Origin of the sequence: Puia dinghuensis (assembly GCF_014642875.1) — a bacterium.
Lineage (GTDB): Bacteria > Bacteroidota > Bacteroidia > Chitinophagales > Chitinophagaceae > Puia > Puia dinghuensis.
Genome location: NZ_BMJC01000001.1, coordinates 1,584,121 through 1,610,001 on the forward strand (window position 1 = coordinate 1,584,121; position 25,881 = coordinate 1,610,001).

Below are 25,881 nucleotides of genomic sequence, written 5' to 3' on the forward strand. Positions count from 1 at the left end.
TAGCCCCGCGAATTCAATAGCCCGGATTCTGCGGGAAAGCCGGTCCCTGCACCACCCTATCTATCTCATCCTGCGGAATTGGCCGCAACATATCAAAATTTTGGATATAAGGCGCCGCCTCGGGATTCCAGGCCTTGACCCGGTTGATAAGACTCCGCGTCCGCACCAGGTCGAGCCACCGCTGCCATTCCCCATAAAACTCCCGACTACGCTCGTCAAGGATAAAATCAAGCGTCACCTGCGAAGACGTAATCGTATTGGCCGCCACCGCAGCAGCATTCTGCGCCGCCGTATTCGTTTTCCGGAAAGCCGCCCGTTGCCTTATCACATTGATCAAAGCGGCGGCGTCCGTCGGATCTCCAGCGGCAAAGGCAGCCTCAGCCCCGATAAGATAAACATCGGAGTACCGGTAGATCACCACCGGCCGCGTCGACGGATCATTGAAATTCGAGCCCCTGCTGGGATCCATGAATTTCTTCACCGAAGGGAAATAGGAATTCGTCCAAAGATGCGGCGGAATAATGATGCCTTTAAACGGCGTCGAATTGTTGAACTGGGGCGCCCCCGCTACCTCATAAGACGGTATCCATACCGCCGTATCCACACCGGCCGTCATCGAATAGGAGATGCCCCGTGTATTATGCGCAGCCGTAGCGCTGTTGGACACAGCCACATTGGAGATCCAGACGCTCTGGAAAGTATTATCATACCGCGAATCGTTGACCCTGTCGGCAAATGCCTGGTCCAGGATATAACGCTTGCCCGTAGTCGGTCCTTTACCCGTATTGGGCCTGATCCGGACATAAGGCCGGCCATTGGCGGCATCCCGCACCATCCCCGAGCTTCCGGAGTTGACAAGCGCACCGCTCCCACTCAGATAGGAATTGATACCGCTGTTGGAAGGATAGTTCCAGATATAGAACCAGGGCGTAAGGTTCTGCGCCGCACCACCGGAAGCCGCACCACCAACCGTATATTGCCCGTACTTCGGGTCATTGTCATGATCGCTTACAAACATCGTTTCCTTCCCATAGTCATTGGCCGGGTTAAAAGCATCGCCATAATCCTGCCAGAGAGCGAGCCCGTACGTAGCCTGGTTAGCGATGATCGTTTGACAGATGGTATAGGCCTGCTGAAAATCCGCCTGCGTATTGTTCAGCCACCCTCTCGTCAGATAAGCCTTTGCAAGCAGGTAAAGCGCCACCGGCTTGGTAGCCGCCTTCCCGAGAAAAGGCGCCGTCGGCGTGTTGGGCAGGTCTGTCGAGGCCTGCGTCAGGTCCTGGATGATCAGCGCATAGATATCCGCTGTCGATGCACGGGAATCAGCCTGCGAAGGAGTAGTAATAAAAGTCGTATGCAACGGGATATCGCCATATTGCTGCACCAGCAGGAAATACCAGAAAGCCCGGAGGAAATGCGCCTGGGCCAGGTATTGTTTTTTCAGCGTGGAATCCATCGTCAGGGCCTGGCCATACTGCAATACCCCATTCAGCGTATTGATATCCGTATAGGGCCCAAAACCGCCACTGGTCGAAGTACCGTTCAATCCATTGTAATTATGAAATACCAGCCCGCTGGCGCTGGCGCCGGCCAGATGCTCATCCGTCCCCGCTACCATCGTGGTAGTAAAACCCTCCGTTCCGTACGAGCTGCGGATATCGTTATATACCCCGCTGATGCCGCCCAGCACCCCCGCCGGACTGTTAAAGAAAGAAGGCACGATGCTGGCCTCGGGATGTTCTTCCAGTAATTTCTTACACCCGCTGTCAAGCAGGGCAACCGCAACCAGCACACTACAGATAATTTTATTATAGATTTTCATAACGAGTTAAAATTGTGGAGGTTTAAAATCTTGCATTGACACCGATGAGCCATTGCCGCGCCGGCGGATTGTTCAGGTTCACACTTATCTGCCGCGTCGGCACCCCTACATCGGCCCCTGCCGCGGAAACGGCTCCACCATAGCCGTTGCCTTCCGGATCGACACCTAATCCTTTCGACACCAGCGGCGAATAAAGGATCAATGGATTGGTGGCATTGACATATACCCTCAGCGAAAGGATACCAGCCTTCTTCAACACCGCCGAAGGAACATCATAACCCAGGTTGATGCTCCGCATCTTGATAAACGACCCGTCCTGGTAACCCAGCGTCGACCCAAAGAACAGCCTGTCCGTACCCGCATCGGGCGCAGGAAAATCGTTGGTGGGATTGTTCCGCGTCCAATAATTGGTCTTTATCTGGTTAACCCGGCCCTGGTTGAAGAAGGCAAATCCCTGGTTGCCGCCATCTGCCGTCAGATAAGGCACCAGCACCTTCATCCCCATCCTGGCAAAGATCACCACCGAAAGGTCAAAGCCCTTATAGCTAAACCGGTTGGTGATACCGCCTTCCCACTTTGGCTGGAAATTGCCCAGTATCTGCCGGTCATTGGCATCGATCTTCCCGTTGCCATCCAGGTCCTGCACCCTGATCTGCCCCGGATATTGCACCGGCGAGGTCTGTTGGGCGATAAGGCCCTTGGCGGAATCCGATGTCTGCCAGATACCGATCTTCTTGACATCATAGATCACCGTCAGCGGCTGGCCCACAAACCAGCCATTTCCTTTATCGAATTGTTGCTGAGGCGTCGTCAGCTGTACGATCTTCTCCCGGTTGAAATAGAAGTTAACATCGGTACTCCACGTAAACCCGTCCCTGGTCTGCACATTAATGCTGCTGAGGTTGATCTCGATCCCCTTGCCGCTGGTCTTGCCAAGATTCTCTAGGGTGCTTCCGGCGCCATTGCTGGCTGGCAGGTTCACCGTCAGCAGGATGTTCTTCGTTTGCTGGTCATACACATCGACAGATCCCGAAAGCCGGTTGCCCAACACCCCGAAATCGATCCCGACATCAGTCTGCGACGTCGATTGCCAATTTAGACTTTGATTCGCCAGCGAGGTCACAAGATAGGCTGGCTGCTGGCCTTGGGTACTCGTTCCGAAATTATACGTGCTGGCGCTCAACAGACCCAGGGTAGCATATGGACTGACATTCCGGTTGCCGCTGATCCCCCAGCCGCCTCTCAATTTAAGATTGGAAATAAAGCCCACTCCCTTCATGAAGCTTTCATTGGAAATATTCCAGCCCGCCGCCACCGCAGGATAGGTAAAATACTGATGCCCCGGCGACAGCGTAGAAGACCCATCCACCCTCACCGTTGCCGTAAGGAGATAACGGTTATCATAGCCGTAATTGGCCCGTCCCATATAGGAGACCAGGCCGCTTTCTGTAAAGTAAGTATTATTCGCGTCGGCAACGATCGTCCCCGTCGCCAGTCCTAAATTGGAATTCAAAATATAATCCGCCGGTACACCCGTCACCGTGAAGGCGCTTTGCTCACCATGGTCCTTTGTCACCTCGAATAATCCAGTCAACCCGATCTTATGTTTGTCGGCGATCACCTTATCATAGTACAGCAGGTTTTGGATATTATAGTTATATGCTTCGCCATTTCTGACGGCCGCATTGGACGAGGACTGCACCGTCGCCTGGTTCGTCCACACATTCGGACCGTTATAAGAATTATAATTATCCTGCCGGAAGCTCAACCCCACATTCAGCCGGTATCGCAATCCCTCGATGATTTTTACCTCCCCATAAAGGCTGTTGAAAGTAGTGATCCGCCGGTCGCGGGATAAGATGGCGTCATGCCGCGTCTTCAGCGTCAGCGGGCTCACAATGGCCGCATCGATCGAGCCCACGGCCGGGTTCAGGTTCACCGTTCCATCGGTATTATATGGGGAAGCCAGCGGCGTCAGCCGCACCAGCCCGCCCGAAACATCGCCGGCCGGGTTGTTGGTGTATTCCAGCGAATTGATAGAATTGAGCCCGATCTTTATCCGCGAACTCACCTGGTGATCGATGGTGGTCCGAATGGCATACCGCTCGAACTTCTGGTAAGGGACGATGCCGGTAGTATTGTAGTACCCTCCGCTAAGGCTGTATTGCGTCCCTTCGGTGCCGCCGGAAACGCCTATCTGGTGGTTGGTCGTAAATCCCTGTTGATAGATCAGTTTCTGCCAGTCGGTGCTCACGCCCGCCGCAAGCGCTGACTGCTCGGCAGCCGTCAGCGGATAGGAAGTGGTGCCCGGCGCAGTCCGGTTATACGTAGCAGCATCGGCCTTGAATTGAGCGTATTGCTGTCCGTTATACACTTTGTACTTGCCCATTGCATCCGAAATGCCGTAATAACCATCATAGCTTAATACAGCCTTTCCTACCCTCCCCCTTCTGGTGCTAATGAGGATGACGCCGCCCGCACCCCGCGATCCGAAAATGGCCGTCGCCGAAGCATCCTTAAGCACCTCCACCCCGGTAATATCATTCGGATCGATATCGTTGATACTGCCGCCATATGGGATGCCATCCACCACCAGCAGCGGTCCATCCAACACATCGCTCTGGCTTGCCGCAGTCGTACTTGCACCGACGAGCGTCCTGTTCCCCCTGATCCTGATCTGTCCGCTGGCGCCCGGCGCCGTACTGTTGCTCACGATGTCGACACCGGCCGTCCGCCCTTTCAACTGATCGATCAGGTTGGGCGACGGCACTTCTTTCAGCGTAGTGCTCGTCACGGATGCCACCGAGCCGGTGATATCCCGTTTCTTTTGCGTCCCATAACCCACGACGATCACCTGGTCAAGGGAATTGGATGACACCTCCAGGGCAACATCGACCGATGTCCGGCCCCCAACACGGATATTGACAGCCGTGTACCCGACAGAAGTGATCACCAGCGTGCCATTGGAAGGCGCACTGATGTCAAAATTCCCGCTTTCGTCTGTGGTAACCGCCTCCTTGGCCCCCTTCACCTGCACCGTAGCATTGGGAACAGGCTGGCCGTTCTTGTTCAAAACACGCCCCTTGATATGGAGGGTATTCTGCGCCCCGGCGGATAGGGCAAATAGCAAGATCGCTAGAATACATATGGCAGCTCTCATACTTGAAAGGTTTAAAAAATGATTGTTTTGGTTACTATATTATTATATCATTTGACAGCAGGGCTATTATATAGCCGCACTCGTTGAATACCCCATTCATCTGTAGAAAATCGAATATGCCTTCCTTGATGATCCTGGTCCCCATTCATCCGTCGCCCCAATACCTCCTTTCCATCTATATAGCTTACCTCGTCGCTACTCGCTATGTTCGTCACCAAGGCAGTATCGGTATTACTAAACGTCGCTACGAACCCGGTTCCCGCAACTAGGAACTCGTCCGCCCCGGTTTGAATGATCAAACCGCCGGTGGTGCTCCACACCGAATCCCGACTCTCATGTGCCCAGGGCAGCACATTATAGTGCGACAGAGCTATCCGGTAATGGCCCATCCGGATAGTGTCGGCCCGGTCTTTTTTATCAAATAAAAACCCGTCCATCCCGAGATAGGTTCGACCAGTGATGATGGGCGAAAGCTGTTGCAGAACAGCGTAACTCCTTGCTAACGGCGCCGAAGCATCCGATTCGGACTCTATGGAAAACGGCGAGAACCCCAGGGCGTTGTAGTGGCCGACGACAAAGAATACTTTCGCCGCCACCGTTTTGTCAAACCGCATTTCCGGGATGAACAAAGGGTTCTCATTTCTTAGATACAAGTCGCACCAATAGCGGGTATCCGGGTTGTAAAAATCCGGGGATAAAATGTCTATGGCGGGCGCAGCAGCCTGCCAGATGTTCAATAGGTGTGGCAACGGACCGGCACTGGGATACCTCCCCGGCAACACCCCCGGACGAGGAAGGGCCGCATTGACATACATAGGGAGGTTATATTCCTTTTTTCCCGCCAGAGCAACAGCATTCACATACTTACCATAATACCAGGCCTGAAAGATCTCGTCGGTTGCCAACCCCCTTCCAAATACATCCTCCCAGGCCCCATCGACTCTCCGCCCATTCTCCTCCCATCGCTTTCTTAACTCGGGTACCAGGCGTTGGTCGTTTTGCTGCAAATAATGCGCAAGCTCTTCGGGGATCCTCGCCTTATAAAGGGCATTGGCCTTATCCGAAACCTCCCTCGCCGTCGAAAGCATCCCTATTTCGTTTTCCACCTGCACCATGATCACCGTTTTTTTCGATGCATCATTTTCCCGAATATGTCTGAGCAACGTTACAAAAGCCTTTTTATCAGCCTCGAGCGTCTCACTACCAAATACGGACAATATCTCCTGGCTTCTGCCGCTGCTGTCGAAAGTCCGGGGAAACCGTTTGGAGTCGGTCTTCATCCAAATCGGGACATAACAGCTCATGCTGTTCTTCCAGGTTCCAAACCACAACAGCACCAGCTTCAGATCATACCGCCTGGCCGACTCGATCAGGCTGTCGACAAGCGTGAAATCAAACCGGTTTTCCTCCGGCTCCAGCAACTCCCAATACACCGGCGCGATCACCGTATTCAAATTCATCTCCCGGATGTGCGGTAGGTAAGGTCTCAGATAGTCCATATTGGAAGCGCTGGAATTACCCAGTTCGCCGCCAAGTATCAAAAAGGGCTGTTGGTCGATCGTCAGTTGCGCAACACCATCCTTCTTCCCGATCCTGATGGCGGACGCCCCACTTTGTCCCCACACATAGCCACAACCGACCAGGCTTAATAATAATAGGGAAGAATGTTTTGAGTAAAGCCTCATAAGCAATCGTTTTTAAAAAATGGTGCGTCCTTGCGCCCACTAAGATAGGAAGTTTTTTGAAAAATGTAACCGATTACAATTTTTTTGAAAAAAAAATGTACATTTATCCCTGTAAACTTCATGTAAACGATTGTATGAGTAGAGAGAAAGAAGTAACCATATACGATCTTGCCCGTAAGCTCAATATCTCCATTGCCACGGTAAGCCGTGCATTGGCGGACGACCCGGTAGTCAGTAAGAAAACAAAGAAGAAAATAGCCGATCTCGCCCAGGAAATGGGCTACCGGTCGAATAACTTTGCCCGCAACCTGCGCACCCAAAAGACCAATACTCTCGGCGTCATCATCCCCCGCATCAACAGTTATTTTATGTCTTCGGTCATCGCCGGCATGGAGAACGTCGCCACCAGCGAAGGATATACGCTCATCATCAGCCAGTCGTCCGAGTCGGTGGAGAAGGAAAAGGCCAACGCCACTACCTTATTTAATAACCGCGTTGACGGCCTGCTGGTCTCCCTCGCCTACGACACCGATTCCCTCGCCCATTTCGAACCCTTTACAAAAAAGAAGATCCCCCTCATCTTCTTCGACCGTACCGCCGACCACCGGGACTCCACCTGCGTGCTGATCAACAATTTGAAAGCAGCCTACGAAGCCACGACCCACCTCATCAGCCAGGGTCGCCGCCGCATCGTCCACATCACCGCCACGCAAAAACGAAATGTCTATATCGATCGCCTCCAGGGATACAAACAGGCCCTCGCCGACCAGCACATCCGCTTCCGTGAAGACTATGTCATCGTAGGCAACCTCAGCCAGGAAGCCGGCGCCGACGCTGCCGCGCGCATCCGCCAGATGTCTCCCCTCCCCGATGCCGTTTTCGTCGCCAACGACAACTGCGCCGTCGGCTGCATGATCGCCCTTAAACAAATGGGCATCCGCATCCCGGAAGACATCGCCTTCGTAGGATTCAACAACGACCCGGTGTCTACCGTCATCGAACCAAACCTTACCACCATCAACTACCCCGGCTATGAAATGGGCCAGGTAGCCGCCCGCAACCTCATCGCCCAGCTCGGCGGCGCATCCGGCACCCGTTCAACCAATACGATCATCTTGCGCTCAGAACTGGTTATCCGCGAGTCCTCCGCAAGCAGGAAACCAACTTCATAAATTATGTCCCAGGAACAAACGGTTAACAACACGACTTCAACGGCTCAACGCATCGCAATCATCACCGGCGGCGGCTCGGGCATCGGCCTGGCCACTGCTACAACATTTGTAAAGGCAGGCATCTTAACCATCATCATAGGCCGTGACCCCGAAAAACTAACCGCAGCAAAAGAACAATTGGGCTCCCTCTGCCACCCCATCACCCAGGACCTCAACGACCTCGACGCCATCCCGCGCCTCATCCAAAGGATCGCCGCGGAATTCGGTCACATCGATATCCTGGTGAACAACGCCGGCATTAACATGAAAAAAGAATTCACCGACGTGACAGACGAAGAATTCCAACGCATCCTGCATACCAACGTCTGCTCTGTTTTCACCATCTGCCGGGAAGTCGTCAAGGTGATGCTGCCCCGCGGCAAAGGCAATATCATCAACATCAGCTCCATGGCATCGCAATACGGTATTCCCAAGGTCATCGCCTACACCGCGTCCAAAGCTGCCATCGAAGGAATGACAAAGGCCATGGCGGTCGAACTTTCGCCACTGGGTATCCTTGTCAACTGCATCGCCCCGGGTTTCATCGCAACCGATATGTCTTCAAAGGCGCTCAACGGTGACGCGGAAAGAAAACAAAAGGTCTTCTCCCGTACCCCCCTCGGCCGCCTGGGTGAGCCCGCCGATATCGGCGACGCCGCCCTCTTCCTGGCCTCCGATCAGGCAAAATATGTCACCGGGGTCATACTGCCCATCGACGGCGGTAACTCCATCGGCTTTTAAAAAACCTTGCTATATGAAGAAAATTTTCCTCGTCCTGCTGTCGGCACTACCCGTCCTGACAACAGCCGCGCAGGACTTCCCCCTCGTGTCCCAAACCCAAGGGGCCACCCCGATCTACGTAGACCCGCAGGATCATTGGCTCGTCAAAAAGGTCGCCAGCATGTTCTGCGAGGATGTCGAACGCATCACCGGCACAAAACCCCTGCTCCTGCACACCCTGCCGGAAGTATCCATCCCCCGGCTGATCATCATCGGCAGCAGGGACAGCTCGGCCATCATCCGGCAGCTGCTGGAAAAGGCAGCACTCTCGGCAAAACAAACCGGGAAATGGGAAGCCTATACCCGCAAGACGCTACGCCACCCGACACCCCGCATCGGCGAAGCCCTGATCATCGCCGGCAGCGACCGCCGGGGCACGGCCTACGGCGTTCTCCAACTCTCCCGGCAACTGGGCGTCTCCCCCTGGTACTACTGGGCCGATGTCCCCACCCAGCACAAAGACGAACTCTACTGCAAACGGACGTTTACAGAATCCGACGGACCGGCAATAAAATACCGCGGTTTCTTCATCAACGACGAAGCCCCGGCACTCAGCGGCTGGGTACACACAACCTTCGGCAACTTCAACCACCTCTTCTACGAACATGTCTTCGAGCTCCTGCTTCGCCTCAAAGCCAACTATCTCTGGCCGGCCATGTGGGGTAATGCCTTCAACGATGACGACACCCTCAACCCCATCCTGGCCTCCCGATACGGCATCGTCATGGGCACAAGCCACCATGAACCGATGCTGCGCGCCCAGCAGGAATGGAAACGGTATGGCTCCGGCCCCTGGGACTATACGACCAACGCCGCCGTCCTCGACAGCTTCTGGGAAAAAGGCATCGTCCACATGGACCAACACGAAAGCATCGTCACCATTGGAATGAGAGGCGACGGCGACAAACCGATGACGGAAGGTAGCAACATCGCATTACTGGAAAAGATCGTCGCCGATCAACGCAACATGATTCATAAAGTCACCGGCAAAGATCCCGCCGCAACACCCCAGTCCTGGGCACTCTATAAAGAGGTGCAGGATTACTACGACAAAGGCATGCGCGTGCCGGACGATGTGACGCTGCTGCTCTGCGACGACAACTGGGGTAATGTCCGCAAACTCCCCATCTCCACCGATAAACCCCGCACCGGGGGCTATGGCCTCTACTACCATTTCGATTACGTCGGCGGCCCCCGTAATTACAAATGGATCAACACCAACCCCCTTCCCCGCGCCTGGGAAGAGCTGCATCTGACAAAGGAATATGGGGTCGACAAGATCTGGATCGTCAACGTCGGCGACATCAAACCCCTCGAATTCCCCACCCAATTCTTTCTCGACTATGCCTGGGACCCAAGCGCCATCCCGGCACAGGGACTAGCGGATTATACCTTTCAATGGGCCACTGCACAGTTCGGCCCCGACCACGCCGCCGACATCGCCGATATTCTCGCCAAATACGCCAAATACAACGGCCGCCGCAAACCCGAACTCCTTTCACCCGACACCTATAGCCTGTTCAACTACCGCGAAGCGCAGTCCGTCGTCAGCGATTACAAGCTCCTGGCCGAAAAAGCAACGGCCATCAGTAAACAACTGCCCGCCGAATACCATGACGCCTATTTCGAACTGGTAGCCTATCCCGTCTTCGCCAGCGCCAACCTCAACGAATTATATTACACCGTGGCCCTCAACCATCTTTATGCCCGCCAGGGCAGAGTGCTGACGGACAGCCTGGCCGCAGAAGCAAAAGGCCTGTTCATCAAGGATTCACTCATGGCGTACACCTATAACCACAACGTCGCCAACGGCAAATGGCCCCACATGATGGACCAGACCCACATCGGTTACACTTACTGGCAGGAACCCCGGCACAACAACATGCCCGCCACCGACACCATCGACCTCGCCACCGCAAAAGACCCAACCTGGGGTATAGCCGTAGAAGGAGCAACAGACTGGTGGCCAAACGCCACAACCGAAGCCCGCCTTCCTTCCTTCAACCCCTACGATAACGCCGGCCATTTCATCGACATCTTCAACCGGTCGGCTCATCCCTTCACTTATACCATCACCACCGGCGAGCCCTGGATACACATCGATAAAGCCAACCCAACCATCTCCACCGAACAACGCATATGGGTATCCATCGATTGGCAGAAAGCTCCCAAAAGCTCCGGACTAACCGGCCTTAAGATCACCGGTCCCTCCGGCCCACCCGTCAAAATAAAAATTATCCTGGATAACCCCGCACCACCACCCCCCGCTTCCTTCAAAGGCTTTATAGAGACCGGCGGCTGCGTCTCCATCGAAGCAGAACATTATTCCAGGGCCGTGACCAACCCAACCATCCAATGGCTGACGATCCCCGATCTCGGCCGCACAGGCTCCGCCGTACAGGCCATCCCCGTCACCGCTAAATCAATCACTCCCGGCGGTAACAGCCCCCACCTCGAATACCAGGTTTATCTCTTCGACACCGGCGCCGTCAACGTACAGGCATACTTCTCACCCATCCTCGAATTCAACCGGAAACCGATCCATTACGCCATTGCCTTTGACAACGAGCAGCCCCAGACCATCGATCTCAGCACCGGCAACGAAGCCCGCGGCTCCTGGGACAAAATGGTCTCCTACAACATCCGCATCGTCCTGTCAAAACATATCCTCACCCGACCGGGCATCCACACGCTGAAGGTCTATTTCGTAGACCCCGGCCCCGTACTCCAAAAGTTAGTCATCGACGCCGGCGGCGCAAAACCATCCTATCTCGGTCCACCCGAATCACCCACCTACAACTAGAACCCATATGCGCTATACCCTTCTTTTATTGCTCGCCTATCTGCCCGGCCGTGCTCAACAGGGCTTAAAAGACTATTACCGCGATTACTTCCCCATCGGCGTCGCGGTCAGCGCCCGCGATCTCACCGGGCCCGACACAACCCTCATCCTCCAACAATTCAATAGCCTCACGCCGGAAAACGCGATGAAGATGGGACCCATTCACCCTGAAGAGAACCGCTACAACTGGAAAGACGCCGACGCCATCGTCGACTTCGCCGTCAGCCGCCACCTCCGCGTCCGTGGACACAACCTGTGCTGGCATGAACAGACCCCAGCCTGGATGTTCAAAGATGCCAATGGTAACCCCGTAACAAAAGAAGTATTGCTCCAACGGCTAAAAGAGCATATCACCACGGTAGTAAGCCGTTACAAAGGGAAGATATATGCTTGGGACGTAGTTAACGAAGCTGTTGCCGACGACAGCACGAGTCTAATTCGCAACTCCCCCTGGTACGCCATCTGCGGCGAAGACTTCATCGCAAAAGCCTTCGAATACGCCCACGCCGCCGACCCCGACGCCCTGCTGTTCTACAATGATTACAATACCGAACGGCCGGAGAAAAGAGAACGCGTCTACAAACTACTCCAACACCTGGTAGCCTCCGGCGTCCCCATCAATGGCGTCGGCCTGCAAGGCCATTGGTCCATCTTCGAACCCACCGCCAGTGAACTTCGCACCGCCATCGATCGTTTCGCCGCTATCGGCTTAAAAGTACAGATCACCGAACTGGACATTTCCGTCTACCCCTGGGAAAAGAACCGCCGCCCACGCCGCCCGGACGAACACGACGAGTTCACCCCACTACTGCAGCAACAACAGGCCGATCAATACAAGATGATCTTCTCCATCTTCCGCCACTCCCCTATCGGGGGAATCACCTTCTGGAACATCACCGACCGCCGCACCTGGCTCGACAACTACCCTGTACCCGGCCGGAAAAATTATCCACTCTTATTCGACACTAACGGACAACCTAAAAAGGCCTTTTGGGAAGTGGTGAACTTTTAATTTTTTTACCTATATTTATTGAAGATTCCTTGCGTCACGTCTGTTGACCAGCCATTCAAAAACGACTGCTTGCCCCCGGCAATAGATTCTTATTGCCGGATAGGTAAATCAATTTGTTTGTATGTTAAGACCCTTACTTATCCTTCTGTTCGCCGCTTTCAGCTCCATTGCCCTCTACAGCCAGTCCCTATACATCCCCAGAGACATAAAAGAAGCCTATAAAAAAGGCACCCGTTCGCCCGATGGCCGCCCCGGCAGCCACTATTGGCAGAACAAAGGCCGCTATGACATCACCGTCACCGCAACCCCACCCGACAGAACTGTCCGGGGCTCGGAGACCATCACGTATTTCAACAACAGCCCCGACACCCTGAAGACCCTCGTCTTCCGCCTCACCATCAATATTCACAAACCGGGCGCCGTCCGCTTGTCACAGGCCGATTCCGCTTACCTCACACCTGGCATCGCCATCGATACGTACGCCGAGAACGGCAAGTCAAAGACCTGGCACAACAACCCGCAGGATGGTACCTGGAAACAGGTGCGCCTCAATACCCCGCTGACGCCGCATGATTCCATCCGGCTCGACATTGGCTGGCATTACACCATCTCCCAACGCAGCAACCGCGAGGGGATGATCGACTCCACCACGTATTTCCTGGCTTATTTCTATCCCCGCGTTGCGGTATATGATGACTACAACGGCTGGGATCTGACCGAATTCAACGACATGCAGGAGTTTTACAACGACTTCAACGATTATACCCTCCGCGTAAAAGCTCCCGCCAATTATATCGTCTGGGCCACCGGCGACCTCCAGAACCCCGATGCGGTGCTCAACCCTGCCTATGCAAAAAAACTGGCCGCCTCCTCCAGCAGCGACAACATCGTAAGCATCGCAACACCCGGCGAAATTGCCCAGGGAAAAGTGACCCGGTCCAATACACTAAATGCCTGGGTCTGGAAAGCCACCGACATCACCGACGTCACCTGCGCCCTCAGCAACCACTTCGCCTGGGACGCTTCCAGCGTAGTCGTTGACGACGCCACGGGCCGCAGGGCAAGCGTACAATCCGCTTATAACGATAGCGCCAAAGACTTTCACCGGATGGTCGAGTTCGGTCGTCATGCCCTCGACTGGCTCTCCCATCATTGGCCCGGCGTATCCTATCCCTTCCCAAAGACCACCATCGTCCAGGGCTTTGCCGACATGGAATACCCGATGATGGTAAACGATAACACCAACGAAGACCCCAGCTTCTCCCGCCTCGTAGCCGAACACGAGATCGCCCATAGCTGGTTCCCCTTCTATATGGGCATCAACGAATCCCGCTTTGCCTACATGGACGAAGGCTGGGCCACCACCTTCGAGCTGCTGATCGGCAAAACCGACCTTGGCGAAAAAAGAGCCGAGGATATGTACAAAGAATTTCGGGTCAACTATTATACCTATGATCCCGCCTTTACGGAAGACCTCCCGATCATCACCCCAACCGACGCCCTGACACCCGCTGCCTATTCCAACAACGCGTATGGCAAACCCTCGCTCGCCTATCTGGCAGTAAAAGACCTGCTCGGCGACGAAATGTTCAGGAAATGCCTCCACACATATATGGACCGCTGGCATGGTAAACATCCCATCCCCTGGGACTTCTTTAATTCTTTCAACGATGCCTCCGGCAAAAATTTGAATTGGTTTTGGACCAACTGGTTCTTCAGCAATAATTACCTCGATCTGGCCATCGATGGCGCCATCGCACGAACCTCCGACGGCGCGTCGATCGTCACCATCCACAACATCGGCGGCTTCGCCATCCCCTTCGACCTTGTCGTAACCTACACCGACAGCAGCACCGACCGCTTCCATCAAACACCCGCCGTCTGGAGCACCAACCAATCGAAGACCGCCATCACCCTACCCCCCAAAACCGGCAAAACGATCCACTCTATCGAGGTGAACAACGGCATCTTTGTAGACGCAGACCCCTCCAACAATAAATGGACAGTCAAACAATAACATGCGCCGGAAGCTCTTATCTATCTATTGCTCAGAATTCATCGGTACGGCCTTGCTCGTCCTCGTCGGGCTCTCCGTCGTCATCTTTAACAATGGCGAAGGTTCACCTCTCTGGCAATGGCTTCCCTCCCCCGGCGCCCACCGGGCCCTCACCGGCTTCCTCTTCGGCTGCACCGGCTGTCTTATCACCTTGTCTCCCGTCGGCCACATCAGCGGCGCGCATATCAACCCTATTGTCACCATCTCCTTTCTGCTAAAGCGAAGGATATTCACCCGTCACGCCATCGGTTATATCATTGCCCAGCTTTCCGGCGCCATCACCGGCGCCATCCCCCTCCTGCTCTGGGGCCGCCAGGGCAAAAGCATCCAATACGGCGCAACCGTGCCCGAAACAGGAAGATGGCCCGCGGCCTTCGTTGGGGAAACGATCACTACTTTTATGCTCGTAGCAGGCATCTTCTTCTTCACCGGTCACCGCCGGCTACGTCGGTTCACCCCCTTCCTCATGCCCCCGCTCTACTGCTTCATGGTCTATTGGGAAGGCCCCCTATCCGGCACCAGCACCAACCCCGCAAGATCCATCGGCCCCGCCGTTATCAGCAATTGCTGGACAGGCCACTGGCTCTACTGGCTGGCCCCTCTCGCCGGCGCCACCCTTGCCGTAGCGCTGTTCCAACTCCCCGTACTCAAATGGCATCCGGTACAGCCACGACTCCTACATCGCCGGCTCCAAAAAAACTAAAGGCCCATTATTCACCGCAAGCACCAGCACTTTCTTTCCACCCGCCATCCCGATCCATTTGGCATCCCGCGCCTCCGCGGCTATCCCTGGCAGCTGCCCCAGCAAACCAAATCGACCTCCCTTGTCACACCAAAACACAGTAGGGTTCAGCGCATCATAACGGCCCTCAAAAGGTTGAACACCATAAAAATCACCGGCAGCAAAATAAGCGTTCCCTCCGGCCATGGGAAAAGGCGCAAAAGTGAACACCGGCGCCAATTGCAACTCATCCGGCAAAACCCTGGAGACAAAATTCCCCTTACCATCGTTGATAAAACAGGCCGAACCAAGTGTCTCCACCGACAACTGCTCAGCGCCATCCAATCCATTGCCAAACAGGTACTGAACGGACTCGCCCGCTACCTCGCCATAAGTAAGATGATTCTTTTTCAACCCCGGCAGGGCCAGCTCCAGAAAGTCTTTTCCAAGAAAAGGATATTCCTTGCCGCCGATGGCATAGGTCATCACCTGCTGCGTCGTACCGTTACCATCGAAGTCTTTTACATATAACTTCAGCGGACCATCCTTGCCCGCATATAATTTCGAATTATGCCCCCAATTGCCGGCCAGGATATCCGTATACCCATCTCCGTTGACGTCCGTTGCCAGCAGGCTTTGCCAGAGACCGGTAGACCCGCCGATATCCGATTCACTATAAACACCCCGGTGATTGATAAATAGTTTCAGCGGCATCCACTCGCCCGCAACGACAAGGTCCGGCCACCCGTCATGGTTGATATCGGCAAAGACACCGGAGGTCACCATCCCGATCCCTTTCAGGTCGATGACAGCCCTATCCGCCTCCCGGAATTTTCCCCGGCCATCATTGACCAACAAATGGGACGACACAGGATAGCCATACCGATCGGCATCAGCCAGGCCACCCACAAAAAGATCAGGGCTGCCATCCCCATTGACATCCGCGACGGCCACACAGGATTTGTTGGTCAGGATAGCAGGAAGCGCTCCAACGGATTCCGAAAAATGCCCCTTACCATCATTGAGATACAAATGATCGGCAAGCGCCGGATCACCATTCGCATATTCATTACCACCACTCACGACATACAGATCGGGATAGCCGTCCCCGTTCACATCCACAAAAACGGCATCGACACCTTCCGAAGCCGCATTCCTCGAAAAAACTGCCGTATCCACCGGTACAAAATTACCCTCCTTCGTCTGCACAAGCAGCACGCCCGGCTGTCCCCTTGCCCCGCAAACGAAAATATCATCCAACCCGTCCTTGTTCACATCGGCCACGGCCAATCGGGGTCCTCGGGTCGATTCCATATGCGGGATCAGGTAATGCGTTTTAAAATCGATAAAGGGATCCTCCTTATGCCGCCACCCGGTATGGATGCGATCGGAGATATCCCTCATCACCGGTTTCCGAGCCGGGAAAAAGTCCCGGTAGGCAAAGTCGCTGACCGCATCTACCTGGCGAAGCACCAGTTGCCGGTCGGGCTGTACATGCCGCAACAGCTGATATTTCTGATCAGGCCAGACCACCAGCAGGCTATCCACCTCCCGCAGGGTATCCAGCCCGAAATGCAGCCGCGTGTCGGAGGATGACAGAAACCCCCGGGTAGCCATCGATTCCTGGTATTGTAGCTTGCCCCCTGCAAAGATCCAGGCCTTTGCGCCGATACCAGCCGTGTTCATCCCCTTCCCCTTAAACCCAAGCGATAGATAATGCTTCTTCGGGGCCTCATTTCGCAACACCACCGCCGGGGTATTCAGACAATTGATCACCAGGTCGAGCCGGCCGTCATTATCCAGATCGGCATAAGCCGCTCCATTAAAATATCCCCGCATATCCGCCGTCCCCCATTGAGCGCTTACATCCCGGAACCCCAGATCGCCATTCCCCCGAAACAAAAAGGGATGCGACGCCCCATCCGGCATCTTATCCATAAGCGCCTTTTCAAAATCCTCTGGACTGCCGAATTCCCGCGGATCACGGATATTGGAGTAGAACAGGATAAAATCCAGGTCGAGCGGCCGGCGCACGATGCCGCTCGAAACAAAGAGGTCCTTATCACCGTCGTTATCGAGATCCGCCAGCAACGGGCTCCAGCTCCAGTCGGTTGCCCCTACCCCCGCGATAAGCCCCACATCGCTAAAACTGGCCCCATTGCCATTGTTCCGTTGCAGACAGTTGCGGGAATACTGGTCCTGGAATCCGTTGCGCGTTATCTTCTGGTAATAAGTATCAAGATGTTCGCCATTACCATAGCTCTTCAGCGTCTTTTCCTCACCTGGAAGCATATCCGCGGTGAAGATATCCGGCTGGCCATCGTTATTGAAGTCGGCAATATCATTGCCCATGCTATACCGGCTATAGTGCCTGAAATGCCCGGCACCGTTCTCCGCAAAACGGCCGTTCCCTTCATTGTGATAATAGTAATCATTCTCATGGAAATCATTCCCCACATAGACATCGTCCCATCCATCGTTATCGAGATCGCCAACCCCAAGCCCCAATCCATAACAAAGGCTGCTCTGGTAGATACCGGCCTCTGCCGTTACATCCGTAAACTTCGGTCTGCCATTTACGCCATCGTTCCGGAAAAGCCTTCCCCCCGCATATGGATCCGAACGACGCCTGTTAGAAGTATCCACAATATTTTGATTCGGATGCTCCGAATGGTTGAGCAGGAAACAATCCAGGTCGCCATCATGGTCGTAGTCGAAGAAGGCAGCCTGGGTGGAATACCCGGCGAAATCCAATCCATACAAAGCGGAGCTCTCCGTAAAAGTTCCGTCCCCATTATTAATAAACAGCTCGTTATGCCCCTTCAATCCATGCGTATTGGCGACAGCGCAGACATAGATATCCAGCAGACCGTCACCATTCACATCGGCCATCGTCGCTCCCGTACACCAGTCGGCCGTGCCGGCAACACCCGCCCGCTCGGTTATATCCTCGAAGACAAAATTTCCCTTATTTAAATATAATTTATTCCGCCCCTTGCTGTTGGCCGTAAAATAGATGTCCGGCAGACCGTCATTATTGATGTCGCCGATAGCAACCCCGCCGCCATTGTAATAGTAAATATATTCAAGGATACCCAACCCCGGCCTCTTCTCCGGGTCATTGGAAAAATCGATATGAGTCTGTGAAGAAGGCAGGACAGTCAACAGGGCCGGCTCCGGCCGGTGACAAGCAACAGCCGCATAGAGCAGAACCCCCGCTATCCCTATCTTCATTGTTGAATAGTTGACAGATCCCTCATCATCAGATCCCGCAACACCGCGCCGCCGCCAGTCGCAAAAACCGCCACTCCGTCGGCGCCTTCCGCAGGATAAATATAGGTCGAAAGAACATACAATCCTCCGTCGACAAACACTTCCAGCGAAGACTTATCGAAAAACACTTCCAATTGGACACTATCCGCACCCGCCGGCAGTTCCACCGTCCGCCGCGGTTTCCCTGCCCGGTCCAGATAAAGCGCATGAGCGGAAGCAGCATAACCAATCTCAGCCCCGGCCAGCCTGAAACCAGCCGATGCCGCCCCCTTGAGACCAATTATAGCCTTCAGATAATAAGCATTCCCCCGCGGCGCCCGACCCAGCACCATCGCTTTATTATCCACCACAAGTTCCTTCACGGCAAACAGCTTCCCTCCACTCTGCTTTACTAGATTCTCCATAAACACCTTCGAAGGCGCCTGCACCAGCCGAAGCCCTTTTCCCGTCTCCACCAGCGCCAGGTCACGCGGCACCGACATCTGACCCTTCCAGGGATATGTAGCTCCAGACCCCGGCACCATCCACCCTATAAAGGTCTTCTGGTCGTCAGGCAACCCGTTCCAGGGAATGGCCGCATAGAAACAATCCCCATAATCCAGCGTCAGCTCCATGTCCGGCGGATTATCATTCTTAAACGTGACACCGTCGAACTCCCCGACAAAATATTGCATAAAGGGCCCACGCGCTTGGCCACCCGCGGAATTCGCCAGTACCCATTTCTGCCGCCCCGACCCGGCATTCACCGGCAGCCTTATCAAAAACGGACATTCCCAATGCGCCCCCACAAATCCCTCCGGCCCAAACTCACTCAGCAGGCTCCACTCCTTCAGGTTCGGCGACCCATAGAACCTCACCTTATGCTCGGCAGGCAACGCCACCACCATGATCCACTTCCGCCCTGACGCATACCAAAACACATTGGGATCACGAAAATCCTTCTTGTGCAGATCGATCACCGGATCCCCCGTATAATCTGTCAGAGTCATGCCTCCATCATTACTATATGCCACAAACTGCGACTCCTTGTGCAGGTTAGGCTGATCAGCCGTGTAGACAGCGACAATACAACCGCCGTTCTTACAGAACCCGCTGGTATTATCCTTATCCCACACCGCGGACCCTGAGAACCGCCAGGTCGTATCCTCCCCAATGTCCTCAAGCAGGGCGATAGGCAGGTGCCGCCAATGAACGAGATCGGTGCTCGTCGCATGCCCCCAGCTCATATGCCCCCATTTGTTCTCATACGGGTTCTGCTGATTGTACAGATGATAGATCCCATCGAGATAGAGCAGACCATTGGGATCGTTGGTCCAATTCTTCTCCGGCGTAAAATGATAGCGCGGCCGCCATTGTGGCGTCGGGGTCGGCGCCTGCACCTCCTGGGCCCGGCTGGCCGGGGGTGCCAGCACGAGCAACAGGATGACTTGTAAAACCACATTTTTCATATGCATAGGTCAATACCCATTATTTTGTGTATACAATCCATTCGTAAATACGATCTGCTCCTGGGGTATCGGGAAATACTCATGCACCCCCTTGGTGAACTGTGCATTCAGCAGGAAAGGATGTCGTATCTTCTCGATCGAAAAATAATTATTCAACACCTTGTCCGCCATCCCCCAGCGCACAAGATCAAAGAACCGGTATCCCTCCATCGCAAATTCCAGCCTTCGCTCCCATTGCAGCGCAAGAAAGGCCGTCGGCTGATCCCATGTGATATTGACCCCGGGTTTGTAAAGCCCGATCCGGTAGTTGGAAGGATTCGTCCCATCAAGCCGCTTGACAAGGGGACTGATATTGGCGGCTCTCGCTCGTATCTGGTTGATCAACGGCAGCGCAGCCATGGGATTACCCAGTTGTATCTGGGCCTCCGCCTGCATCAGCAGCACATCATCATACCGGATGACATCCATGTTCACCGAGGTTCCATAGAAAGGCCCGAGTTTCTTAAAACAGGCGCAGGTGGCCAGCTGCAATTCCTTCATCGTGCCAAAGCCGCCATAGTCGCCGTTGTCCCGCTCCCAGGAATGTTCGTAGGGCACGGCCGCGCTATACTTGAAGGGATGTCCTGCAATGCCGACAGTATGATCGATCCGCGGGTCGACACCATTGGTCCGGAAGTCGATGGAATCCTTCATTTCCTGGCCCAGTGTATTGAACGTGTTAAACTCCGGAAGCCCATTGTTGTCCGTCTTAAACGCATTCACCAGATTCTGTGAGGGAATATGAAAAGCGCAACATCCATACTGCGGCGCCCCAGCAAAATAGTTCAGGCTCGTAGACATACTAAGCCTTCCGCCGATAGCGGTCCCGTCATTGATGGAATACTGAATCGCAAAGATCGATTCCGGACCGTTATCATGACCATCCAAAAAGTTATACGCAAAATCGGTGTTTAGACTGTATATCCCGGAATTGATCACATCATTGGTCAGGCTCACCACCTGCTGGAGCTTGCCCGCATCCACACCCGTGACATTATAATGACCGTCCTGCGTATAAGCATGATAGAGCAGGGCCTTTGCCAGGTAGGCCTTTGCCGACATCTTATTGGCCCTGCCCGGCTCGCCGGGCTGGGTCACCGGCAGATCGTTTATCGCCGTCTGAAAATCACCCTCTATCTTTTGCCAGAGCGAGTCGTTCGACATGGTATTCGCAATCTTCACGATCTGATCATTCGTAGCATTTTCATCAAACCAGGGAATATTCCTGAACAGCACCTTAAGCAGAAAGAACATATGTCCCCGCAGAAAATGCATCTCCCCGATACGGATAGTCCGCTTCGGGAATTGCGCATCCGTCAGGTTGTTGAGGGCCCGCAGCGCGGCATTGCACCGCGAAATGGCGCCATAGGCCCTTATCCATGCGCCGGGGAAACCGAAGTCGCCCGCGCCGTTGTTGGAAGAGTTGACCAGGTAGAATTGCTCATACTTATCCATCTGCTGCTGGTCGTTGAGGCCCCCACCCCCTTTATAGGCATCGTCCGACCGGATGCTGCCCCATTCCCAGTTGCTGGTGATAGGCGCATCCCACCAATCGTTGGCAATGCCTGCATAGGCGGCCGTAGCCAGTCCGTCTACCGCCGTCGGGGAAGTAAGCCCACTGGCCGATAACGCGCCCTGCGGCTGATAATCCAGGTATTTCTTACAACCGGCGCCACTAAGCGCTACCGTTGCTATAATAAAAATCAATATCCGCTGTTTCATATTGTCGTTTTTATAAGAGTTAGAAATTAGCATTGATCCCAAATGTATAGGAGGTTGGTACAGGCCACAAAGCGAATGAATTGGCCCGCTCAGGATCTTTGCTCAAAAAATTCTTATGCTTGAAGGCGATAAGATTCTGCCCCGACACATAGAGCCGCAGCGACTCCATCTTCACCGATCGGGCAAGCACCGCCGGCAGATTATATCCCAGCTGCGCCTGCCTGATCTTGAAATAAGAAGCATTGACATAGAAGAAATCCGAGACCCGGTCTTCGAAATTGCGGTTGAGGATGGACAAGGCGGGAGTCTTGGAACCAGTATTTTGTGGTGTCCACGCACTCAGCACCCCGGGGCCATAGTTGTTCCGCGTGTCGATAAAGGAGTTCATAAACTTCACAGGATCGAACCCGGTCTTGCCCGCAACACCCGAACCAAAGATCGAAAAGTCAAAGCTCTTATAGCTCAGGTCGATGCGGATGCCGTATTCTACCTTTGGCAAGGTAGTCCCCAGCCAGGTCTGGTCGGTCACGTCGATCTTGCCATCGTGGTTCTGGTCGACATAGCGGATGCGGCCGGGAGCAGCTCCGGGCTGTGCGGGCGCGGAAGCCACCTCCTGCCAGCTCTGGAAGAGCCCTTGCGTCTGGTAACCAAAGATGGAGAACTGCGAATGCCCGATGATAGAGTGGTTGGGGTCACCGGGGTACGCCGCCCGCACATCCTCCGGCAGCTGTGTAATAACATCCGCCCAATGGTCGGCATTCACCGTGACGCCATAACCCAGGCCACTCGACGTCCGGCTGTGATAACCAACCACGGCCTCCCAGCCCTTGGTAGACTTGCTGGCGCCATTGAGGAATTCCAGTTGCCCCTCACCTACCGCACCGGCTACAGGCGGCTGAATGAGAATATTGCTGGTGTTGCGGTGGAAATAATCAAAGCTGCCGGTCAATGTCTCATTCCAGAACCCGAAATCCAATCCGACATTGGTTTCCGTCGTCTGCTCCCACTTGAGGTTAGGGTTGCCCCGCTGCGTTTGAACAAAACCGGAAGGAAGGGTACCCGTGTTCACCCCATTGATATCATAGGCCGTCCCGGTGTTGAGCCACAGCGGGAAGGCAGCGCTGGCAGTGCCGTAATTGGCATAATACAAGGTATAAGCCGCGAGGTTACCGATCTGCTGGTTACCCACCGTACCGATACCGGCCCTCAGCTTAAGGTTGGAGATATTCGTCCTGGCTGCCGTATTCCGAAAGAAGTCTTCATTATTGATCCTCCACCCAAGCGTAAAGGCAGGGAAGACACCATATGGGTTATTGGTACCAAAACGCGAAGACCCGTCCCGCCGGATGGTGAAAGAAGCCAGATAACGGTCGGCATAACTGTAAAAGACCTTACCGAACTGTGATAACAACCGGTAACCTGTCGCCGAACCATTGTCCGTCTGAGCGCCCGAACCACTGCTCAGTACGAAATAGTTGACGTCCTGGATGGCGAAATTGGTATTGGCAGCCCCGAAAGTGGAAAAGTCGTCCCTGACGGCTTCGATCCCCGCCAGCAGGTTGAGGCGGTGCCTGCCAAACAACAAATTGTAATTGGCGGTATTAGTCCAGGTAAAAGTAAAGTCCTTACTCTCCTGCATCGAAAGACTGTTGGTAGAGTTTACGGGTCCTTCCTGGCCTGTCTGCTTGATCACCTTCCCCAATCCATCCGAATAGTCGAAGCCAAGGCTGGTCCGCAGGACCAGGTTCTTCACCGGCTCCAGCTCCACATAGATATTACCGGTAGCGAGGAAGAGATTGGTCGTATTCCACCGGTTCAGGAACTGCATGTCAACGGGGTTGTTCCGGTCGGAATAACCGGCGCCCACCGGTCCGCCATAGGTTCCATCGGTCTTATACAACGGAATGGTCGGCGCCAGGGTCAATGCCAGATCACCCACCGCATCACCCCCCACATCCGTTGTCGAGTTTACCTGGGAAGTCCTCGACAATTGCAGGTTCTCACCGAAGCGCAATTTGTCGTCGAAGGCTGTGGTATGGGAGTTGATGCGGGCGCTATATCGCTGGAAGTGGGTAAACTGCATGAGCCCGTCATTGTTGTAATACCCAAGATCGAGCAGGAAACCGGTCTTGCTATTGCCGTTGGAGATGGCGATATCGTTGGAGGTGACCAGCGCCGTGCGATAGAGCGCGTTCTGCCAGTTGGTGCTGGCAGCAGGTTCCAGGCTGTCACCGCCGACAAAGGGCGCGATATTCACACTGTTAAGAACGGGATTGGTGTAGTCGCCGTTCCAGGTATACGTATAGATATTCTTTGTAGAATTCTGATTGGGGTCGGTACTGTCGTTCACGGCTGCCCGCCACAAGGCTACGCCCCGGTCGTGCGCACTGAGCACCGGCTGCTGCCATGGTCTTTCCGTCTGCCAGGTAAGGCTCGAGCTCAGGGCAATCCGTGTTCTGCCTCCGCTGGTTGTGCCGTCCTTCGTTGTGACGATGATCACCCCATTGGCGGCCCTCGACCCATAGATGCTGGCCGCACTCGCATCCTTCAACACCTGCATGGAAGCGATAGCGTTGAGGTTCAGGTTCGCAAAATCCTCATACCGAGTAGTAGGCACCCCGTCGATGATGTACAACGGCGGGTTGGTGTTTCCCAGCCCGTTCAGGTTGTTGACGCCGCGGATAATTACGGTGGGCGCCCCGCCATTGGCGCCGGTAGGCGAGCCATCCGTCTGGATATACAGTCCGGGCACCTGCCCCTGTAAGGCCAGCATCGGGCTGGCGACGGGGTTAGTCTTGGCGGCGGAAAGGTTCACAACCGATACGGCCCCCGTCAGGTCGACCTTCTTCTCCGACTTATACCCCGTCACCACCACCGTATTCAGATCGCTGTTGCTTTCCTCCATAGTAAGGTTGAACTCTGCAGTAGTACTCGAAACCCTCATCTTTTGCGTGGTCATGCCCACAAAGCTGAAGGTGAGGGTTTCCCCCGGCGCAGCGGCAATCGTGTATTTGCCCGCTGCATCCGTTTGGACCGACCTGCTGCCAACCGTGACCGTTACCCCCTGTAATGGTTCACCGCTGGTCTTGCCGGTCACTTTCCCGGTAATGTTCTTTTGTTGCGCGATACCAAACAAGGCCAACAGCAACATAGGCAGTAAGACCTGTAATTTTCTCATAATGGAAGTTTTAATCGTTTAGGAATTTGTACTAATCAGTTGATCAACCTCGCCCAACTGATAATCGGGACAAGGGCCCGAACGACCGGCTACAAAAGCGCCCATCGCACTGGCAAACGCGAGGGCTTTCGGCGGGTCCGCACCATCGGCAAATTGCGATAACAAACCGGCCAGAAAGGCATCCCCCGCACCGATAGTATCCGCCAGTTTCACCGCAAAGCCGGGATGTTCATAAATAACCCCATCGTGGTTCAACATCGCGCCATCACCACCCCGCGTCACCACGACATTGGGGATCTTGAACCTGTCCTGCAGCACCCGCACCCGGTCGGTCGCATTTCGATACGGCGCAAACCAGCCGGTGATCAATTCCAGTTCAGCAAGATTGAGCTTCAAGAGGTGGAGACCAGCCATCAGACTTTCAAGCGTCGATAGCTCATAATGCGGGGGACGAAGGTTGATATCGAATACCCTGCGAGGCGCATGCTCCAGCATCCGGTAGAGGGTCTTGCGGCTTACCCGGCTGCGCGAGGCAAGACTGCCAAAAACAAAATAAGTGGCTCCGGTGAGCAACGGAACAAAGCCTTCCTCCCATTGGATATTGTCCCAGGCGACAGGTCGCGGGAAATCATAAGTAACTTCATGGTCTTTACCCACCATCGCATGAACAGTGCCGGTAGGCAGTTCAAAATCTATCTGGAAAAAATCCGTTGTTACCTGGTTGGCTTCCATCAGCCCGACAAGACCCTGCCCATTAGGGTCCTCTCCCACCCTGGTGACAAGGGCCGGCTCAAGGCCTAGCTTCTTCAAATGATAGGCAACGTTCATCGGGGCGCCTCCCGGGAATTTGCCTTGCGGCAGGATGTCCCATAAGATCTCGCCAAAGCAGACTACTGGGTAATGTGGTTGGGTCTGGTTCAAAGCAATCGTTT

At 54.4% G+C, this 25,881-nt stretch carries 14 protein-coding genes; 6 read left to right on the forward strand and 8 right to left on the reverse strand.

Translation table 11 applies throughout. The annotated features are described in order from the left end of the window. Positions 1 to 13: 13 nt before the first annotated feature. The 3 genes from IEY39_RS06300 to IEY39_RS06310 are packed head-to-tail and all read right to left on the reverse strand — an operon-like array spanning position 14 to position 6,667. Positions 14 to 1,822 (reverse strand): RagB/SusD family nutrient uptake outer membrane protein, encoded by a 1,809-nt coding sequence (locus IEY39_RS06300; RefSeq protein ID WP_188929580.1) that lies wholly within the window; start codon positions 1,820 to 1,822, stop codon positions 14 to 16. 22 nt (positions 1,823 to 1,844) lie between these two features. Further along, a complete protein-coding gene (locus IEY39_RS06305; RefSeq protein ID WP_188929582.1) occupies positions 1,845 to 4,982 on the reverse strand; it encodes a SusC/RagA family TonB-linked outer membrane protein in 3,138 nt (1,045 codons plus the stop codon). 47 nt (positions 4,983 to 5,029) lie between these two features. Further along, positions 5,030 to 6,667 carry a GH35 family beta-galactosidase gene (locus IEY39_RS06310; protein WP_188929584.1) on the reverse strand — a complete coding sequence of 546 codons (1,638 nt, stop codon included), beginning with the start codon at positions 6,665 to 6,667 and terminating at the stop codon, positions 5,030 to 5,032. Positions 6,668 to 6,801: 134 nt separating this feature from the next. On the opposite strand from IEY39_RS06310, the gene IEY39_RS06315 reads away from it, so the two are divergent. The 6 genes from IEY39_RS06315 to IEY39_RS06340 all read left to right on the forward strand — a co-directional run bounded on the left by IEY39_RS06315 (position 6,802) and on the right by IEY39_RS06340 (position 15,271). Then, positions 6,802 to 7,839: a LacI family DNA-binding transcriptional regulator gene (locus IEY39_RS06315; protein WP_188929587.1), complete on the forward strand. Its 1,038-nt coding sequence runs from the start codon at positions 6,802 to 6,804 to the stop codon at positions 7,837 to 7,839. 3 nt (positions 7,840 to 7,842) lie between these two features. After that, entirely contained in the window at positions 7,843 to 8,619 is a 777-nt protein-coding gene (locus IEY39_RS06320) for an SDR family NAD(P)-dependent oxidoreductase (protein WP_188929589.1), read from the forward strand. Positions 8,620 to 8,632: 13 nt separating this feature from the next. Next, a complete protein-coding gene (locus IEY39_RS06325; RefSeq protein WP_188929591.1) occupies positions 8,633 to 11,461 on the forward strand; it encodes a glycosyl hydrolase 115 family protein in 2,829 nt (942 codons plus the stop codon). Positions 11,462 to 11,468: 7 nt separating this feature from the next. Further along, positions 11,469 to 12,512, forward strand: a complete 1,044-nt coding sequence (locus IEY39_RS06330) for an endo-1,4-beta-xylanase (RefSeq protein ID WP_188929592.1) — start codon at positions 11,469 to 11,471, stop codon at positions 12,510 to 12,512. A gap of 121 nt (positions 12,513 to 12,633) precedes the next feature. Continuing rightward, entirely contained in the window at positions 12,634 to 14,529 is a 1,896-nt protein-coding gene (locus tag IEY39_RS06335) for a M1 family metallopeptidase (RefSeq protein ID WP_188929594.1), read from the forward strand. A 1-nt stretch (position 14,530) separates the two neighbouring features. Then, positions 14,531 to 15,271 (forward strand): MIP/aquaporin family protein, encoded by a 741-nt coding sequence (locus IEY39_RS06340; protein ID WP_188929596.1) that lies wholly within the window; start codon positions 14,531 to 14,533, stop codon positions 15,269 to 15,271. On the opposite strand, the gene IEY39_RS06345 is transcribed toward IEY39_RS06340, so the two are convergent. Genes IEY39_RS06345 through IEY39_RS06365 form a run of 5 tightly spaced genes read right to left on the reverse strand, consistent with a single transcriptional unit; the run spans position 15,245 to position 25,870 of the window. Beyond that, positions 15,245 to 18,523, reverse strand: a complete 3,279-nt coding sequence (locus IEY39_RS06345; protein WP_188929597.1) for a VCBS repeat-containing protein — start codon at positions 18,521 to 18,523, stop codon at positions 15,245 to 15,247. The genes IEY39_RS06340 and IEY39_RS06345 overlap by 27 nt on opposite strands. Continuing rightward, the gene (locus tag IEY39_RS06350; protein WP_188929598.1) at positions 18,520 to 20,016 is read right to left on the reverse strand and encodes a glycoside hydrolase family 32 protein; all 1,497 of its coding nucleotides are present in this window, start codon (positions 20,014 to 20,016) and stop codon (positions 18,520 to 18,522) included. Before IEY39_RS06350 ends, IEY39_RS06345 begins: the two co-directional genes overlap by 4 nt. Positions 20,017 to 20,019: 3 nt before the next feature. Further along, the gene (locus tag IEY39_RS06355) at positions 20,020 to 21,771 is read right to left on the reverse strand and encodes a RagB/SusD family nutrient uptake outer membrane protein (RefSeq protein ID WP_188929599.1); all 1,752 of its coding nucleotides are present in this window, start codon (positions 21,769 to 21,771) and stop codon (positions 20,020 to 20,022) included. A gap of 19 nt (positions 21,772 to 21,790) precedes the next feature. Further along, on the reverse strand, positions 21,791 to 24,949 hold the full coding sequence (locus IEY39_RS06360) for a SusC/RagA family TonB-linked outer membrane protein (protein WP_188929601.1): 3,159 nt from the start codon (positions 24,947 to 24,949) through the stop codon (positions 21,791 to 21,793). Positions 24,950 to 24,967: 18 nt separating this feature from the next. Beyond that, entirely contained in the window at positions 24,968 to 25,870 is a 903-nt protein-coding gene (locus tag IEY39_RS06365; protein ID WP_188929603.1) for a carbohydrate kinase family protein, read from the reverse strand. Between the last annotated feature and the right edge of the window lie 11 nt (positions 25,871 to 25,881).